Genomic DNA, 18,716 nt, shown 5'->3' with positions numbered 1-18,716 from the left:
AGCCTGACTTCAGTATAGGACAAAAGAGACACAAATGAGTATGCAGGAAAGTAATAATGAGCGTCGTTTTGGGGGCTTGCGCCGGCTATATGGTGAAAAAGCAACGCAGACCTTTGCCAGTGCTCATGTTATGGTGGCTGGTATCGGTGGTGTCGGATCCTGGGTGGTCGAGGCGTTGGCCCGTTCCGGTATTGGCCAGCTTATGCTGGCTGACCTGGATCATGTGGCCGAGTCCAATGTCAACCGGCAGATTCATGCCTTAAGCCAAACCATGGGCATGGCCAAGGTGCAGGCCATGGCAGAACGGGTGGCAGGCATTAATCCTGAATGTCAGGTATACCCGTTTGATGATTTTGTGGATGCCACCAATATTGATGAATTGCTGGATGGCAGGCGTCCCGATGTTTTTATTGACTGCACCGACCAGGTGTCGGCCAAGGTCGCCATGGTGCTTGCCTGTCGCCAGCGTAAGATCCCTCTGGTCATGTGTGGTGGAGCGGGTGGAAAAACCGATCCTTTAAGTTTGCGGGCCGGTGATTTGTCACAGGCCCGCAATGATGCCTTGCTGGCCCGCCTGCGTAATATCCTGCGCAAGCAGCACGGTTTTGCGAAGGGTTCTGACCATAATGGCAAGGCCCTGAAGCGCGTTCCCAAAATGAATGTGGATTGTTTCTGGTTTGACCAGCCTGCCATTTTGCCCGATTTATGGCTGGCAGGGCGTACTGATGCCGAACCGCAGGGGGCTGCCTTGCAGGGCTTGTCCTGTGCCGGCTATGGCTCCTGTGTCACCGTGACGGCAACAATGGGCATGGCGGTGGCCAATGCAGGTATTGCGCGATTGTTGAAAAAGTCCCGTTACTAGGTGTGAGCCTCCCGTTGCTTTATGCAACTACCCATAAAATCAAACAACACCTGACCGGTATGGGAGTTGTGCCGGGTTGCCATCAAGTCTTCAGGGGTACCGGCAGCCACCACTTCACCTCCTTCGGTACCCCCTTCAGGGCCCATATCCACAATCCAGTCGGCTTCGGCCATGATATCCAGGTTGTGCTCAATCACGACCACGGTATTGCCGGCCTCTACCAGACGGTGTAAAACGTGGATCAGCTTTTCCACATCGGCCATGGACAGTCCTACCGTGGGCTCGTCCAGCACATACAGGGTATGCGGGCGACTTGAGGCACGGCCGGTTTTAATGACGCCTTCGTCCATGCGTGCCTTGACCAATTCGGTTACCAGCTTGATGCGCTGTGCCTCTCCACCCGACAGGGTGGGTGAAGGCTGTCCCAGGGTCAGGTAGCCCAGGCCAACGTCCTGCAGCAATTGCAGGCTGCGGAACACCTTGGGATGGGCGGCAAAATAGGGCAGTGCATCATCGACTTCCATGCGCAGCACGTCGCCCACGGTTTTATCACGCAGGCGTATGCCCAGGGTGTCGCTATTGAAGCGGTTGCCGTTGCAGGCTTCGCAGTGTACTTTGACATCAGGCAGAAAGCTCATTTCAATGGTGCGCATGCCCTGGCCTTCACAAATCGGGCAGCGACCTTCACCTGTATTGAAGGAGAAGCGCGAGGCGTTCCAGCCGCGGATTTTGGCATCCCGGGTTTCGGCAAACTGTTTGCGCACGTCGTCCCAGAAACCCACATAGGTGGCAGGGCAGGAGCGGGGTGTTTTGCCAATCGGGGTCTGGTCCACTTCCAGTACCCGATCCAGTGATTCCCAGCCTTCAATTTGTTCACAGCCCCTCCATTGTGGTTCGTTTTTGGTGCCAATGAAGGTTTTCAGGTTGTCCAGCAGGACATCCCGGGCCAGGGTGGACTTGCCAGAACCGGATACTCCGGTAATCACCGTCAACCGGTTTAGCGGAACGGCTGCCGTGACGTTCTTCAGGTTATGCAGACGGGCATTTTTAACGGTAAGGAAAGCGCTGTCTTCGTTGACTGGACGGCGTGCCTGCATGGGGTGCGCAATGGGGTGGGCCAGGTATTGGCCGGTTAATGAAGCCGGGTTGTTGGCAATGTCCTGGTAGCTGCCCTGGACAACCACGGTGCCGCCCCGTACGCCGGCACCGGGACCGATATCAATGATATGGCTGGCGCGGCGAATAGTGTCTTCATCGTGTTCAACCACCACCAGGGTATTGCCATTGCCTTCAAGACGGGACAGGGCATTGAGCAGGATGCGGTTGTCGCGCGGGTGCAGGCCAATGGTGGGTTCGTCCAGGATATAGCACACGCCCTGCAGGTTGGAACCCAGCTGGGCTGCCAGCCGGATGCGCTGGGCCTCGCCACCGGACAGGGTGGGAGCGGCACGGTCCAGACCCAGATAGCCCAGTCCTACTTCTTCCATGAAGGCCAGGCGGTTTCTGATTTCAGACAGGATATCTCTTGAAATATCCGTTTCCCGTTTATTCAAGCTTAAATTGTTGAAGAAGGCCAGGGCTTCTGATACCGGCAGGGTGGTCAGGTCGGTGATGGCCTTGTTCTGCCATTGCACGGCACGGGCATTGCGGTTCAGGCGCAGGCCATGGCAGGAAGGGCAGTCCTGCAAGGCTGCTTCCTCCTCTTGACTGGTGTTGACCCAGCTGCTTTCCTCACCGGTTTGTTCGGCATCAAAACCGGTGATTTTCAGGCCGGTACCAAAGCAATCGGGACACCAGCCATGTTTTGAGTTGAAAGAGAACAGGCGTGGATCGGGTTCGGGAAAGCTGGTGCCACAGCATGGGCAGGCACGTTTGATCGAGAACTGCTGCTGGTTCAGATGGCTGGTTTGGAGGGGATTGTCCCTGTCCAGTTCCCAGATAATGCTCATGCTGCCCTGGCCATGCTCGAGTGCTTTGTGCAGGGCCGCTTTCAGTTCGCTTTCATTGTTGGCGTCCACGATGAAATCGGCAATCGGCAGTTCGATGGTGTGTTCCTTATAGCGATCCAGCCGTGGCCAGGGTTGCACGGGAATGAAGTCGCCATCCACCCGCAAATGGGTGTAGCCTTTGGCTTGTGCCCATTTGGCCAGGTCGGTGTAATAGCCTTTGCGTGCCGTGACCAGGGGGGCCAGAATGCCGATGTGCTGGCCTTTGTGGGCCTGCAGGATACGGGCAAAAATCTGTTCGGGAGTTTGCGGTTCGACCGGTACCTGGCAGTCGGGGCAGAACTGGGTACCCAGCTTGACATACAGCAGGCGCAGGAAATGGTGGGTTTCAGTCATGGTGCCCACGGTGGACTTGCGTCCGCCCCGGCTGGTGCGCTGTTCAATCGCCACAGTGGGTGGAATGCCGTAAATGGCGTCCACATCGGGCTTGCCGGCCGGTTGCACCACGGCACGGGCATAGGCATTAAGCGATTCAAGGTAACGGCGCTGGCCTTCGTTGAACAGGATATCAAAGGCCAGGGTGGATTTGCCCGAACCCGATACGCCCGTAATGACGGTAAAGGTATTGTGAGGGATATGGACATTGATGCCTTTGAGGTTGTGTTCGCGGGCATTCATGATGTCGATGTGATCGGGCCTGACAACGTTGCGGCCGGCTGGCTGGCGCAGGGCGGTTCCCAAATAGGACGCAGAGGCCTCGTTCAGCTTGCCTGGCACCGTGCTGAGTATGTTTTGTTCATACTCGCGCAGGGCATGGCCGGTATGGGAGCTGGCATGTTGCATGATCTCGGCGGGAGAGCCCCGGGCCACAATCTGGCCACCGGCTTCACCCCCTTCGGGACCCAGATCAATGATCCAGTCGGCCGCCCTGATCACATCCAGATTATGTTCAATAATCAACAGGGAATGGCCGGCAGCCAGCAGCTTGCGGAAGGCGCGCATCAGGCGGGCCACATCATCAAAATGCAGCCCGGTGGTGGGTTCGTCAAACAGGAAGAGGCTGCCTTTTTTGGCCACCTTGGCACTTGAAATGCCACTGCGGGCGGCCGTGGCCAGGTGACCGGCCAGCTTCAGACGCTGGGCTTCGCCGCCCGAAAGGGTGGGTACCGGCTGACCCAGTGCCAGGTATTCCAGCCCCACATCCGACAGCGGCATCAGGCTGGTTTGTACATCTCGCAAGCCCTTAAAAAATTCCAGGGCCTCGTGCACGGTCATGGCCAGCACTTCATCAATGGAAGCCTGGCGTCCCAGGTGCTCAACCTTGACTTCCAGTATTTCAGGCCTGAAACGTTTGCCATCGCAATCGGGGCAGCGCAGATAAACGTCGGACAGGAACTGCATTTCCACATGCTCGAAACCGGTGCCGCCGCAGGTGGGGCAGCGTCCGTCACCGCTATTGAAACTGAACGTGCCTGCCGTGTAACCACGCTCGCGGGAGACCACGGCCTGGGCAAACAGCTTGCGGATGGCATCAAAAGCCCCGACGTAACTGGCCGGGTTGGAGCGGGCGGTTTTGCCTATGGGAGACTGGTCCACCATGACGACATCGGCCAGTTGCTCGGCGCCCAGCAGGCGGGTAAACGGCCCGGGCGCTTCGGTGGGTTTGCCAAAATGCTTGAGCAGGGCCGGATGCAGCACATCCTGGATCAGGGTGGATTTACCGGAACCGGATACTCCGGTAATGCAGACCAGTCGGCCCAGTGGAAATGACACATCGCAGTGCTTGAGGTTATTGGCTGTCACGCCTTCAAGAATCAGCCGGGGCGTATTGCCACTGACCGGCATGGGACGGGGTGACTCCACTTTCAGTTTGCCGCCCAGGTATTGGCCGGTCAGCGAAGAGGCCGAGCGCAATTGCCCGGGAGTACCGTCAAAAATGATTTCACCGCCCCGTTCGCCCGGGCCCGGGCCAATATCCAGAATCCGGTCGGCCGCCACCATCACTTGCGGGTCGTGTTCAACCACCACCAGGGTATTGCCGGCATCGCGCAGGCGCAGCATGACCTCGATAATGCGGTGCATGTCACGCGGATGCAGGCCAATGGAGGGTTCATCCAGCACAAACAGCGTATTCACCAGCGAAGTACCCAGGGCCGTGGTCAGGTTGATGCGCTGCACTTCGCCACCCGACAGGGTGCGGCTTTGACGGTCCAGGCTTAAATAACCCAGCCCGACATCGCACAGGAATTTCAGGCGCGTGCGGATTTCGGTCAGTACCAGGGTCATCGCGGCATCGTTGTCTGTCCCCAGCTCCAGTTGCTGGAACAGGGCATGTACCCGTTCGATAGGTAGCTGCATCAGGTCATGAATGGCCAGGCCGCCCAGCTGGTTCAGTTGTGCTTCGCGCCAGGTGGCTCCTACTGGCTTGAAGCGTTTGTAATTGCCAGTAATCGGGTCGTTCTGGCGGGTATTGCCCAGGCGCCACAGGTTGGCATCGGGTTTCAGGCGTGAGCCATGGCAGGCCGGGCAGGGCGTGTAGCTGCGGTACTTGGACAGCAGCACGCGCACGTGCATTTTGTAGGACTTGGTTTCCAGCCAGTCAAAAAACCGTTGCACCCCGTACCACTGGTGTTTCCAGGCCGAGGCGCCGCCCTTCCATTCGGGGTCGCCATACAGGACCCAGTTTTTTTCGGCCTGGTTGAGGCTGTTCCAGGGAGTTGCCGTGCGGATGCCAATTTTTTTTGCATATTGCATCATTTCGGTTTGGCATTCTTTGTAGCTGGGCGTTTGCCAGGGTTTGACAGCACCTTCTTCCAGGGACTTGCTTTCATCGGGAATCACCAGGCCAAAATCAATCCCCATGGCCCGGCCAAAGCCCCTGCAGGTTTCGCAGGCTCCCAGGGGGGAGTTGAATGAAAACGTGCTGGGCAAGGGGGCGGAGTAGCTGATATCGCAGTGGGCGCAATGCAGCTGGTCACTGAATTTCCAGGTATGCAGGGGGGTGTTTTCAGTGTCAAGCACGTAAACCGAACAGTGTCCGTTGCCATATTTCAGACAGGCCTCAAGCGCCTCCATCACGCGGGATTTTTCCGCATTTGAAAAGCGCAGCCGGTCTTGCACCACATACAGTACGCGCTGGGTTTCAGAAACCGGCTTTTCTTTCTTTTTCTTGTCTTTCACCAGGCGGGTGACCGTGCGGGTTTCCTCGACATGAATTCGCGTGTAGCCCTGTTGCTCAAGATAGCTTTTGATTTCTTCTTCGGAGTAATTAAGGGGCACAATCACCGGGAAGGTAATAATCAAACGGGGATCAGCAGTGGCGGACAGGCTGGCCAGTGATTGGTAGATGCTTTCCGGATTGTCTTTTTTGACTTCACGCGCGCAACAGCGGCAGTACAGGCGGGCGGCACGGGCATACAGCAGTTTCAGATGGTCGTTCAACTCGGTCATGGTGCCTACCGAGCTGCGCGAATTGCGGACCGGATTGGTCTGGTCAATCGCAATGGCGGGCAAAATGCCTTCGATGCGTTCCACCTGGGGCTTGTCCATGCGGTCCAGGAACTGGCGCGCGTAAGGGGAAAAGGTTTCCACATACTTGCGTTGGCCTTCGGCATAAAGGGTATCAAACGCCAGGGAGCTTTTGCCGGACCCGGACACCCCGGTAATGACCGTGAACTCACCGGTGTTGAAAGTGACATCGAGGTTTTTAAGGTTGTTTTGTCGGGCGCCGACGATCTTGATTTGAGAGCTCATGTGTATGGATACCGTTATGCTTGAAGGCTTTTGGACGGGTGGAAAAAAATAAGGGGAAAGGGGAATACTGTTCAAACATCCAGATTCATTATATGACGGCTTTGCCACCAAAGCCATGAAACCCTGCCATTAATAGGTGTGAATTTGTGCCTGAATGGCAGGGCTGAACTGTTAAACTTGGAAGACGGAAATCTTATTAATATGTAATACTGGCAATCTTGTTTATTGGAAGGGCGGAGTATGTCAGGCGAATCATTACAACAGGCGGCTTTGCCGCTGGGCATTACCATGGGGGATGCGGCCGGCATTGGCCCCGAACTGGTTGTGAAACTGTTTGCAAACGGCTTGCCGGCACCGGCGGTGGTGTATGGTGATACGGGCAGTCTGGTCAGGGCGGCGGGTTTTCTGGCACTGTCGCAGGTGCATATCCGGGAATTTGCCAGCATGAATAATTATCTTCAGGAAAGTCTGACGGGACATGTTGCAACGCCAGCCACATCGGATGCTGTTGTTATTCCTGTCATTAACTGCGCACCGCCCATTCCGGCCAGCCTGCCTCTGGGGCAGGTTAGCAAAGAAGCCGGGCAGGGGGCTTATGCCTATCTTTGCCAGGCTATTGATGATGCCATGGCGGGGCAAATTGTCGCCATTGTGACCGCACCCTTGCACAAGGTTTCTTTGAAAATGGCGGGGGTGGATCATCCCGGCCATACTGAAATCCTGGCGCAACGTTCGGGTGCGGGGCAGGTGGGCATGATGCTGTTAAACGACGAATTGCGGGTGTTGCTGGTGACGATTCATATCCCGTTGTCGGCGGTGCCGCAACAGGTTACGTATGAAAATGAATGCACGGCCATCCGGCTGGCACACCAGGCCTGTCGCCAGCTGGGCATTGAGCATCCGCGTGTTGCCGTGGCAGGTTTAAACCCGCATGCCGGTGAAGAAGGGCGTTTTGGGCTGGAAGATGTCAATATTATTGCCCCCGCCATTGAGTATATGCGTGAACAGGGCGTGAACGTCAGCGGCCCTTATCCCGGCGACACCATATTCATGCGCGCCCGCAAGGGAGAGTTTGATATTGTCGTGGCCCAATACCATGACCAGGGCTTGATACCCGTGAAATACCTGGGCGTGGATAACGGGATTAACGTAACCGTTGGCCTTCCTTTCATTCGCACCAGCGTTGACCATGGCACTGCTTTTGACATTGCCGGGCAGGGGGTTGCCGACGAATCTTCTTTGCGGGTGGCGTTTGAGCTGGCCATGAAAATGAGGGTGGTCCCTGAGTAAACAAGTGGGGCTGCGTGAGAATGCATGGAGATTTATTTAATTTCTGCATGATGGGCTATCGATTGATAAGCAGGCATATTTCAAGTACACTAACGGGCTAACCAATTTATTATCTGGAGAATCTCATGGCTGAAATCAAGCGCGTACGTCGCAATACTCTTGAGCGCCGTTGCTTGGGTAAAGCTTTCAAACGTTTGTTTGTTAGCTCACCAAAAGGCGTGTTCAAAATGCTGGAAAAAGTGAAACGTGTTTAATGCCGTCATGGCATTAACCGTGCTTTGCCCGTATGGCAAAAATTTAAGGCCGTTGTCCCAGACAGCGGCCTTTTTCATGTAAAGCTCTGGCTTTTAATGTCAATTACGCATTTTACGATTCACTACATGTTAAGCATTATTAACATGGCAAACTAACCATGTTGTTTGTGGGTTTAGCGGCCATTAATAAAGCAAAATCGTTATTTACTTTCAGCCATGACAGATAATCAGTTTTCTTTTACTGTATTGACTCCGACTTATAACCGTGCACATACCTTGTTGCGCGCTTATGAGTCGTTGTGCAATCAGCAATTCAGCGATTTTGAGTGGCTCATTATTGATGACGGCTCTACCGACAACACCCGTGAGTTGATAGAGAAATGGCAAGAGGACTCTCCCTTTCCCATTCGTTATGTCTGGCAAAGAAACCAGCACAAAAAAACGGCCTTCAATAATGGTGTGAATAATGCCTGGGGGCGCTTGCTGGTTGTCCTTGATAGCGATGATACGCTGACCCCGGATGCCCTTAACCAGATGTGGGCCTGCTGGCGCTCCATTCCTGCCGAGCAGCGTGAAGGCTATATCGCCGTAACCGGTCTGTGTGCCCGTCCTGATGGCAGTATCGTTGGCGATAAATATCCCGAAGATGTCATGGATATGACGTCCATGGATATGACTTTCCGGCATTCGGTCAAAGGTGAAAAATTTGGCTGTATGCAAACGGAAGTGCTGAAGTACTTTCCATTCCCCGAGAATATAGATGGGTTTGTACCGGAAAGCCTTGTTTGGCGTGCCATTGCCCGAGAAGGATATTTAACGCGTTTCGTAAATCAGGTGTTTCGGGTTTATCATGAAACCGAAGGGTCCTTGTCCGAAGAAGGAGCGCAAACAGGAAGAAAACATGCGTTGGGCTTATTGTTGCTGGCACGGGATACCGTAGTGGAATGCCTGCCATGGTTCAGGTTCCAGCCAGTGTCTTTTTTAATGGCTGCCGCACGTTATACCCGTTTTCGTCTGCATTTGCGGGCAAGGGGCGTTAAGCTGCCCGGACTGGCTCAATTGCGCGGGTTGATGCCAACCCTGTTGGTGGCATCCATGTATCCCGTGGGTTTATTGCTTTATCTGCGCGATAAAAAACAGCATTAGTGCAGGGTTGGGGGTGGAGGTGTGATGTCGGGTTCGTCATCATCACCATCCTCATCATCCCAAATCTCTTCATCGTTGGATAAGGCTTCATCGTTAATCGCAAACGGCAGCATTTCTTCCAGTGTTTCAGTCCATTGCACTTCTTCGCCCGTATAGTCAATACGAATAAAACGGATGTTGTCCTGGTCGGTTAGCTGGATGCCCCACAGAAACTCACAGGCATAAACCTCTTTTTGTCCATCATCAAGGCCACCGGCATTGCCCAGCAAGCGTGCGGATGGGCCACCCATCTGGATGTGAACGATCTCTTCATCCCCGGCTTCATCGTTGATGTCCAGTGGAATGCCGAACATCACCCATTCAAAGCCGTCTTCAGAGGTATCCACTTCGGCCAGAACCGGCTTGCCCATATAGGCACTAAGGGCATCGGCAGTTTTTCCAAGGAGTTCCAGTTCGTGTTCAGTAAAGGTAAGCATGTTTATCACTATAGGGTAAGCGTAGAGTCAATCGTTTGATTGTACTGGATTTTTAATGTGTGCCCGAGTGCCTGCCCAATTCCACAAACGGACAATACGGCAGGAAATGGCTACAATGAGTCCTTTTCATATTTACACATATAAAAATGGCCCAATACGTATATACCATGAACCGAGTCGGTAAAATCGTGCCCCCCAAGCGGCAGATTTTGCGTGATATTTCCCTGTCTTTTTTTCCGGGCGCAAAAATTGGCGTCCTTGGCCTGAACGGCTCTGGCAAATCAACCCTGCTTAAAATCATGGCCGGTGTTGATAAGGATATCGAAGGCGAAGCCATTCCCATGCCTGGGCTGAATATTGGCTATTTGCCGCAAGAACCCCAGCTGAATCCCGGGCACACCGTGCGTGAGTCGGTGGAAGAAGGCCTGGGCGAGGTGTTTACCGCCCGTAAACGCCTTGATGAGGTGTATGCTGAATATGCCGAGCCTGATGCCGACTTTGACAAACTGGCAGCTGAACAGGCCGAGCTGGAAGCGATTATCGCGGCAGCGGCAACCAGTGGTGCCGATGATATCGAGCATCAGATGGAGATCGCGGCCGATGCGTTGCGTTTACCTGCCTGGGATGCCATGGTTGGCCATTTGTCAGGCGGTGAAAAACGCCGTGTTGCGTTGTGTCGCCTGTTGCTGTCCAAGCCCGATATGCTTTTGCTTGATGAGCCGACCAACCATCTGGATGCGGAAAGTGTGGAGTGGCTGGAACAGTTCCTGCAGAAATTCCCCGGCACCGTTGTGGCCGTTACCCACGACCGTTATTTTCTGGATAACGCTGCGGAATGGATTCTGGAGCTTGACCGTGGTCATGGCATTCCGTGGAAAGGCAACTACAGCTCCTGGCTGGAACAAAAAGGCAATCGCCTGCAGCAGGAAGAAGCCGCCGAGTCCGCTCGTCAGAAAACCATTAAAAAAGAACTGGAATGGGTACGTCAGAATCCCAAGGGACGTCAGGCAAAATCCAAGGCACGTCTGGCCCGTTTCGAGGAATTGTCGTCGCATGAATACCAGAAACGCAATGAAACCCAGGAAATCTTTATTCCCGTGGCAGAGCGTTTGGGCAACGAGGTGATTGAATTTGTAAATGTCAGTAAGGCATTTGGTGATCGATTGCTGATTGATGACCTGAGCTTTAAAGTGCCGCCCGGTGCCATTGTGGGTATCATTGGTCCTAACGGGGCCGGTAAATCCACCCTGTTCCGCATGATTGCCGGGCAGGAGCAGCCCGACTCCGGAGAGGTCAAGATTGGCCAGACTGCCAATATTTCTTTTGTGGATCAGTCGCGCGAAGCCCTGAGCAATGATAAAAACGTATTCGACTTTATCTCCAATGGTGCCGACTTGCTAACGGTTGGAAAATTTGAAATGCCGGCCCGTGCCTATCTGGGACGTTTCAATTTCAAGGGTTCAGACCAGAACAAAATGGTTGGACAACTGTCGGGTGGTGAACGCGGACGTTTGCATCTGGCGGCCACGCTGATTAAAGGTGGCAATGTTCTGTTGCTTGACGAGCCCTCCAACGATCTTGACGTGGAAACGTTGCGTGCCCTGGAGGATGCTTTACTGGAATTTGCCGGCAGTATCATGGTGATCAGTCATGACCGTTGGTTCCTGGATCGTATTGCCACTCATATTCTGGCGTTTGAAGGGGATTCACAAGTCGTGTTTTTTGATGGCAACTATCAGGAGTATGAGGCCGATAAAAAACGTCGTTTGGGTGAAGAAGGTGCCAAACCCAAACGGATTCGCTACAAAGCCTTGAAGTAAGTTTCAGTGGATGTCAGAAAGCCTGTATATTTGAATTATTGATACAATTTAAATCGTAAATATATAGCCAAATGAGTGGTATTTTGAGAACCTGTCAGTAACAGGATAATGTTTTAATTGTTGAATCTCTGGCCAATGCCTGAAGGAGTTTAAAATGAAGGTACAAAACGTAAGCAAGGTAATGTTGGTTGCCGTTGTGGCCGCTGCATTAACCGGTTGTGGCAACATGAGCACACGTGATAAAAGCACAATTGGTGGCGCAGCCATTGGTGGTGTGGCAGGTGCCGTGTTAACGGGTGGCAGCGGCTGGGGTACTGTTGGTGGTGCTGCCGTCGGTGGTGTTATTGGTAACCAGGTTGGTAAATAAACGTCCATAAGTGCCCGATGAACAGAACAGGTCAGTTTTGACTTGCCTGTTTCAAATCAGAAACCCGAACATTGATCAATGTTCGGGTTTTTTATGGAAATTTGTTTTGAATAATGTTGTTGATTTATCAAAAATGTTAAGAATTGATAAAAAATTGATATTTTTGTGTAAATAAACAAGTGTATTCGCCTAAAAAAATAACGATATTTAACATTTTTCTTGCGATCTCTTCCTGTTTATTACCTATTGGGTAGGTAATTTTCATTAAATTGGTTTATATAAAAATATTTTTATATTTAACAAAAACAATATAGGTGAAATCAAACGATTATTAAGTGTTAAATTGTAAATAATCTCAAATTGAATAATGTTTTTATATTTAATACATTTGATCCCCAGGCAATGCCGGTAACAGTTTGTTTTCATTAAGAAAGTGCTTCCGGAGCGAGTTGCTAGACAGTCAAGGTGCTGGCTTTTCTTGGGTTTGTGTTTAACTGAAAGATGACTTGCAGTTTTAAGCAACCAATCACCGCCGGCAGATACATCTATTTGAAAGGATCGGTTGTGAATCGTATATATAAAAGCATATGGAATGAACAAACAGGAACTTATGTCGCTGTCTCAGAAAATGTAAAAGCAAAAGGCAAGCGAAGTGGGTCATCAGTATTGGCAAGCGCAATTCTGGCGATTACCGTCGGTGTCTCTGCCCAGGCGCAAACTGTGACTGTGGGCAATGGGTTCAATGTAGAGGATCTGCATAAATTCAGTGGGGACACTATTACCATAGCAGGCGCGGTGGGTGCCCCAGTAACATTGATTACTAATAACAATGTTCAGGTGGGTTCTGATGTGAACCTGAATACTACAGGTTTGGTTATTACAGGCGGTCCCAGTGTGACTCAGTCTGGCATTAATGCAGGGAATAAGAAAATCACCAACGTTGCGGCAGGAGCGCTTAATGCCGGCAGTACAGACGCTGTCAATGGTGCCCAGTTGAATGCAACAAACCAAAACGTAACCACAGCACAAAATGCAGCCAATGCCGCACAGAATACAGCCAATAAAGGTTTAATTGTCCGTGCAAACTCTGGCGCTACAGATACGCTGGCATTGGGTGATACTTTAACGTTCGTTAATGGTACCAATACCACGGTCGCCTATGATGCTGCCAGTAATACGTTTCGAACCAATCTAAATTCAAATCTTACTGGTCTGACAGGCGTAAATACGGCCAGTTTAAATGTCACTAATAATGCAACGGTTGGTGGCACCTTAAATGTGACAGGAAGCAGTACCTTAAGTGGTGGTGCCAATTTGGGTAATAAAAAAATTACCAATCTGGCAGATGGCGCGGTTGAAGCCGGTTCAAAAGATGCCGTAACAGGTGGCCAGATTTTTGATCAATTATTTGGTGATGAGGCAGAAGGTATTAAATACTTCCGTGTAACTTCAGAAAAGGCTGATGCAAAGGCTGAGGGCGTAGACAGTATTGCAATCGGCCCAGAGGCGAACTCTGAGGGCGTAAATAGTATCGCAATTGGTCTTAAGTCTGAAGCATTGGCAAATAACAGTTTCGCAGCGGGTAATGACGCTGTGGTAACTGAAGAAGGCGAAAGTGCGATCGCTTTGGGGAATGGTGCGACTGCCGGTGGTGGAGCGCCAGGAGCTGGCGGTACGGCTGCCATTGCTATTGGACGTGACAGTGCAGCCAGCGGTAGCAGCTCGGTCGCCTTGGGTGATGCTTCAGTGGCATCCGCTTCTAAGGCGACGGCACTCGGCGCAGACTCTCAGGCCACTGCTGCGAATGCAATTGCTATCGGTGGTGGGTCCGCTAACGCAACGGGTTCTTTTGCTGCTGGCTTAGGAGCCACAGTGGCTGCTGGTTCAAACAATAGTATTTCTTTGGGTACTGGTGCCGGTGCTGGAATTAACCCTGGAGATGCTGATGACAGAATCGATCTCATCGCTATTGGTACCAACGCAGGGAGAAATGTAGGTGGTTCTCAAAATATCGCTATTGGTGCCGGTTCTGGTAGTGATGTATCCGGTTATTTCAACTTGGCACTTGGTCAAAATAGCGGGACTGGCTTAGGAGTTGGGAGTGATTCGGTTGTATCAATCGGTCGGGAAGCCAATTACAATGTTGGTAAAACACTTCAACATGCGGTTGCCATTGGCAGTTATACAAAAGCAGCAACGAATGCGGTGTCTATTGGCCATCAGTCCGATGCATTAGCAGCTGGAGTTGCCATTGGCTATGCTGCAGATGCAGCTGAAAATGCTGTTGCTTTAGGTACAAATGCAGATGCGGTTAGTGGAAGCGTTGCTTTAGGTCTAAATTCAGCTGCCAGCGCATTGGATTGGGCAGGGGCGTCCTATCTGACAAATCAGGCAACGCCTGGTTCAGTAGTGTCTGTTGGAAATCGCAACGAAGGTGGTGGTGACGCTACATTACGTCGTATTGTTAACGTTGCCGATGGTGCCGCAACAAGTGATGCAGCAACAGTAGGCCAGTTACAAAAAGCACAGACAGAAGTTGCTGGTTTGATAGGTGGAGGGGTATCAGTCAATGCGGATGGTTCTTTTTCCGATTTTACAGTAAAAGACAAAGCAGGTAATTCGCATACGTTTGGTTCAGTTGCTGAAGGTTTTGCCTTGTTAGCTAATGGTACTATCGAGCTTTTACCTGCGACTGCGGTTACTTTTGTAAGTGACACCGATAAAAGAATTGCTGGCGTTGCTGCCGGTATTAATAACGAAGATGTTGTTAATGTAGGGCAACTGAAGCAAGAGCTTGCTGCAAATAAAGTCCAGTACTTTCATGTTAACTCTAGCATAGATACCAATAAAGTTAGCAATGGTGCGAAAGGTGAAAATGCGATGGCGATTGGTCCTGATGCTGTTGCGGGGGGCGATTCCTCAATCGCATTTGGACATGATGTGACTACATCTGCAGCACAGAGTATTGCTATTGGTAATGATGTAGATGCAATCGGTCTGCGATCGACGGTCATTGGTAACTCAGGCACAATGGCTACCCATGAGGGCGGGGTTGCCATTGGTGAGAATGCACATAGTTATGGTGAAAACTCTATTGTTATTGGCACGGGAGCACGATCTCACTTGGCAGATTCTGTTGTGCCCAATCACAATACCGTTGTTATCGGTACGAGCGCAGAGGCTACAGCCGATAACGGTACTGCGATCGGTATGGATGCTGTGGCTACTGATGAACGCGCAGTGGCACTCGGGACGACAGCACAAGCTCGTGGTGAAGACTCAATGGCTTTTGGCAGCAATGCGCTAGCCACTGGTGTAAGCGCACAGGCCAGCGGTACCAATGCTAATGCCAGTGGTTTAAATGCACAGGCCAGCGGTACGGGAGCCAGCGCCAGCGGCTACAACGCTGTTGCCACGGGTACAGGAGCAGTAGGTTATGCCACGGATGGTATTGCCATGGGTACGGGTGCCATATCAGGTTTTAGCGATCCTTTTAATAACAATGCAGCGCGCAATACAGCCGGAATCGCAATAGGTAAAGCATCATTGGCTGACGAAGAGCATGCCTTGGCATTGGGTGTTGATGCAGAAGCTCGCGCCAAGTTTTCCACCGCTATTGGTGATGGTGCAGAAGCGACAGTAAATGCTGTCAATGGTTTTGCGGCAGGTACTAACGCCCTTGTATCCGCTCAAAATGCAACCGCTATTGGTGCGAACACAGATGCAACCGGTATCAACGCTTCAGCCTTTGGTAACGGTGCACAAGCTACCGCCGGCAGTGCTTTGGCTCTAGGTGACGGTGCAGATGCAGAGGGACTTAATTCTACTGCTATGGGTACCGGTGCCAATGCGCAGAAAGCCAACTCTATGGCTTTAGGTACGAATGCAATTGCCTATCACGAAGGTTCTGTTGCCTTGGGTAGTGGTTCTGTTACTGGTACTGTTAACGTTACGCGTACACCCGAGGCAACTGTGGATGGTGTTAAGTATGATTTTGCCGGTGCGCAACCAGGCGTGACATCTACAGTCAGTGTAGGGTCTGTGGGTAATGAGCGTACGATCAGTAATGTGGCTGCGGGTCAACTGAACGAGAAGAGTACTGATGCTGTTAATGGCAGTCAGTTGCATGCTACAAATAAAGCAGTAACCGCTTTGGGTAATAATCTGGATACTTTTGGTGATTCGGTTGCCAGTGCGTTGGGCGGAACATCTAAATATAACCCAGCCACTCATACTGTGACAGCTGGTTTGTCAGTGAATGGTAACCCTTATACTAACGTCAATGACGCGCTTCAATATGTAGGTCAAGGTTGGGATGTTTCCGGTTCTGGAACGAATCAAGTTAACATTGGGCCGGGTGGTGCTGTTGACTTCAAAGGCGACAGCAATATTAGCGTAGCTCAGACTGGCGAAAAAGATGCAGGTGTGATTGCAATCAACCTGGCGAAAGATGTCGATCTTGGTGCCGATGGTAGCCTGACAACCGGTAACACTAAAGTTAACAATACGGGTGTAACCGTAGGTAGTGGTGGGTTCGCCCCAACTACGACAGTAGAAGCGGGCAAGATTGTGGTCACTTCAGCGGGTGGAACAGGTAATAACAAGAGTATTGTGCTGGATACGTCACCGACCAAGGCAGAGATTACAGGCTTGACCAATACCACCTGGAATCCGGCAGGCACTTACAATGCTGGCCGTGCAGCAACAGAAGAGCAGCTGAAAATGGTTTCCGATGTGGCGCAAAACGCCAACCAGGGCTGGAATGTCACCACCAATGCAGATGACGCGACTTCTGAAAACGTGGCACCGGGTGCAACGGTTGACTTTGATAATACCGATGGCAATATCGTGATTGGTCAAACTGGTACCAAGCTGACCTTTGATCTGGCAGACAACTTGTCAGTCGGTGGTGATGGAGTGGATGGTAAAGTGGGCGTCAAGGGCGCTGACGGTAAAGATGGCGTCAGCATTAATCCTGATGCGATTGTCTTCCATGGCATTGATGGTGTTGACGGAAAAGACGGCAGTCTGACAATGGGTAAGGGTGAGCCAGGCGTTGATGGCGTTGATGGTATTACCCGTATCCAGTACACCGATCCTGATGGTAAGGATTACGAAGTGGCAACACTGAATGACGGTCTGAACTTTGCCGGTGATATTGGAAGTATCTCTCATAAACTGAACGAAACTGTTAGTTTGACTGGCGGTGTAGATGATGCCGACAAACTGTCTGATGACGCCAATATTGGTGTGGTTGCAGGCTCTGCAGGAGGCTTATTGCTTCGGCTCGCCAAAGACCTGACAGGCTTGACCAGCGCCACTTTTAGTGATGGCACCAACACAACGGTAGTTAATGGTGAAGGTTTAACTATTGATGGTGGGCCAAGCGTAACGGTTGATGGCATTGATGGTGGCGATAAGCAGATTACCGGTGTGGCCAGTGGTCTGGGCGGTACCAAGCTGGCGGATGCTACTGGCAATATCCTGACTAACGCCGCCAATATTGGTGACTTGCAGTCTGCCGCCAATAATCTGACGAACGCTGGTCTGAATTTTGTGGGTAACACCGGTGGTGCAATCCATAAAGATCTAGGTGATACCTTGAGTATTGGGGGGGGCTTGGCAGATGGCGCAGCCTCAACAGGTGCCAATCTGCGCGTGGATAGCGATGGTAGCAAGTTGAACCTGGTCATGGCCCGCAATCTGACCGACCTGGAGAGCATTACGATCAATAATGGTGGGCCAGTTATTAATGCAGGTGGCATTAATATGAATGGCAATAAAATCACTGGCTTAGAGGCTGGCACCGCTGATACGGATGCGGTTAATGTAAGTCAGTTGAAAGGTGTTGAAGAAACTGCCAATAAGGGCTGGAATGTCAGCTCTAATGATGGTGGTGAAACTAAAAACGTGGCACCGGGTGCAACGGTTGATTTTGACAATACCGATGGCAATATCGTGATTGCGCAAGAAGGTACTGACCTGACTTTTGATCTGGCTGACGATATTGAAATCGGAAACAGCATCACCGTTGGCGGTACAACGAATCAGACCGTGATTAATGAAGGTAGCGTAACCACCAACAATCTGACGGTTGATGGCAGAACACAGCTGGGTGATAACTTCATCGTGAGTGAAGACAATAGCGTTACTTATAACGGAGCTGAAATCGCCAATCTCGATGATGGTTTGAGCTTTAAAGGTGATGATGGAACCGTGGTTTCGCGCAAGCTGAATGAAACCCTGGACCTGACCGGTGGTGCTACGGGAGCTCTTTCTGACAACAACATTGGCGTGGTGGCTGACGGTACGGGTGCCCTGAGCATTCAGTTGGCTAAAAACATTGACCTGGGTGCCGATGGCAGTCTGACCACCGGAAACACTGTGGTTAATAATGCCGGTGTGAAGGTGGCGGGTGTTAGCCCTAACGATCCAAGCACTAGCGTGGAAGCGGGCAGGATTGTCGTGGCCTCTTCAGGTGGTGCCGGTAACAATCAGAGCATTGTGTTGAACACAACGCCGACGACGGCCGAGATTACCGGTTTAACCAATCGTGACCTGAATGCGGCTGATTTTGCAACAGCAGGCCGTGCAGCTACCGAAGAGCAGCTCCAGCTGGTAAGTGAGAACCTGACTGAGGAAGGCCTGAACTTTGCCGGTAATACTGGTGATGAGATCCACAAAGATCTGGGCGAGACCCTGCGTATTGCAGGCGGTCTGGACAATGCGGCCAGTGCTTCCGATGCCAATCTCCGTGTAGACAGTGAGAATGGTGAGCTGCGCATCAAGCTGGCCACCAGCC

Annotated in this window: 9 protein-coding genes; 7 read left to right on the top strand and 2 right to left on the bottom strand. The window is 51.8% G+C overall.

What is annotated here, in order from left to right; translation table 11 throughout:
• The first annotated feature begins 40 nt into the window (after positions 1-40).
• Positions 41-862, top strand: a complete 822-nt coding sequence (locus KU392_RS09090; RefSeq protein ID WP_169293960.1) for a tRNA threonylcarbamoyladenosine dehydratase — start codon at positions 41-43, stop codon at positions 860-862.
• On the opposite strand, the gene uvrA is transcribed toward KU392_RS09090, so the two are convergent.
• Positions 859-6,561: an excinuclease ABC subunit UvrA gene (gene uvrA / locus KU392_RS09085; protein WP_217735133.1), complete on the bottom strand. Its 5,703-nt coding sequence runs from the start codon at positions 6,559-6,561 to the stop codon at positions 859-861. The genes KU392_RS09090 and uvrA overlap by 4 nt on opposite strands.
• A 240-nt stretch (positions 6,562-6,801) precedes the next feature.
• On the opposite strand from uvrA, the gene pdxA reads away from it, so the two are divergent.
• The 3 genes from pdxA (at position 6,802) to KU392_RS09075 (ending at position 9,251) form a co-directional block, all read left to right on the top strand.
• Entirely contained in the window at positions 6,802-7,851 is a 1,050-nt protein-coding gene (pdxA, locus tag KU392_RS09080) for a 4-hydroxythreonine-4-phosphate dehydrogenase PdxA (RefSeq protein WP_246587407.1), read from the top strand.
• A gap of 125 nt (positions 7,852-7,976) precedes the next feature.
• Complete coding sequence (locus tag KU392_RS14380; protein WP_256368576.1) at positions 7,977-8,105, top strand: hypothetical protein; 129 nt, start codon at positions 7,977-7,979, stop codon at positions 8,103-8,105.
• 216 nt (positions 8,106-8,321) lie between these two features.
• A complete protein-coding gene (locus tag KU392_RS09075; RefSeq protein ID WP_169293822.1) occupies positions 8,322-9,251 on the top strand; it encodes a glycosyltransferase family 2 protein in 930 nt (309 codons plus the stop codon).
• On the opposite strand, the gene KU392_RS09070 is transcribed toward KU392_RS09075, so the two are convergent.
• Positions 9,248-9,727 carry a hypothetical protein gene (locus KU392_RS09070; protein ID WP_169293823.1) on the bottom strand — a complete coding sequence of 160 codons (480 nt, stop codon included), beginning with the start codon at positions 9,725-9,727 and terminating at the stop codon, positions 9,248-9,250. The two genes, KU392_RS09075 and KU392_RS09070, sit on opposite strands and share 4 nt — an antisense overlap.
• Positions 9,728-9,873: 146 nt before the next feature.
• Here KU392_RS09070 and ettA point away from each other — a divergent pair, with 146 nt between their 5' ends.
• The 3 genes from ettA to KU392_RS09055 form a co-directional block, all read left to right on the top strand.
• Positions 9,874-11,547 carry an energy-dependent translational throttle protein EttA gene (gene ettA, locus KU392_RS09065; protein ID WP_169293824.1) on the top strand — a complete coding sequence of 558 codons (1,674 nt, stop codon included), beginning with the start codon at positions 9,874-9,876 and terminating at the stop codon, positions 11,545-11,547.
• A gap of 154 nt (positions 11,548-11,701) precedes the next feature.
• Entirely contained in the window at positions 11,702-11,914 is a 213-nt protein-coding gene (locus KU392_RS09060; protein ID WP_169293825.1) for a glycine zipper 2TM domain-containing protein, read from the top strand.
• Between the two features lie 564 nt (positions 11,915-12,478).
• A partial coding sequence (locus KU392_RS09055) for an ESPR-type extended signal peptide-containing protein (protein WP_217735132.1) occupies positions 12,479-18,716 on the top strand: 6,238 nt, incomplete at its 3' end.

Source organism: Advenella alkanexedens, from assembly GCF_019132845.1.
Classification (GTDB): Bacteria; Pseudomonadota; Gammaproteobacteria; order Burkholderiales; family Burkholderiaceae_B; genus Advenella; species Advenella alkanexedens.
Note: the sequence above shows the minus strand (reverse complement) of the source record. Positions and strands in the feature narration are given on the sequence as shown.

Excerpts from the sequence above, each read along its gene's own strand:
- KU392_RS09060 (WP_169293825.1), top strand. The coding sequence starts at position 11,702 with ATGAAGGTACAAAACGTAAGCAAGGTAATGTTGGTTGCCGTTGTGGCC.
- KU392_RS09070 (WP_169293823.1), bottom strand. The coding sequence starts at position 9,727 with ATGCTTACCTTTACTGAACACGAACTGGAACTCCTTGGAAAAACTGCC.
- KU392_RS09090 (WP_169293960.1), top strand. The coding sequence starts at position 41 with ATGCAGGAAAGTAATAATGAGCGTCGTTTTGGGGGCTTGCGCCGGCTA.
- KU392_RS14380 (WP_256368576.1), top strand. The coding sequence starts at position 7,977 with ATGGCTGAAATCAAGCGCGTACGTCGCAATACTCTTGAGCGCCGTTGC.
- uvrA (WP_217735133.1), bottom strand. The coding sequence starts at position 6,561 with ATGAGCTCTCAAATCAAGATCGTCGGCGCCCGACAAAACAACCTTAAA.
- pdxA (WP_246587407.1), top strand. The coding sequence starts at position 6,802 with ATGTCAGGCGAATCATTACAACAGGCGGCTTTGCCGCTGGGCATTACC.
- KU392_RS09075 (WP_169293822.1), top strand. The coding sequence starts at position 8,322 with ATGACAGATAATCAGTTTTCTTTTACTGTATTGACTCCGACTTATAAC.
- ettA (WP_169293824.1), top strand. The coding sequence starts at position 9,874 with ATGGCCCAATACGTATATACCATGAACCGAGTCGGTAAAATCGTGCCC.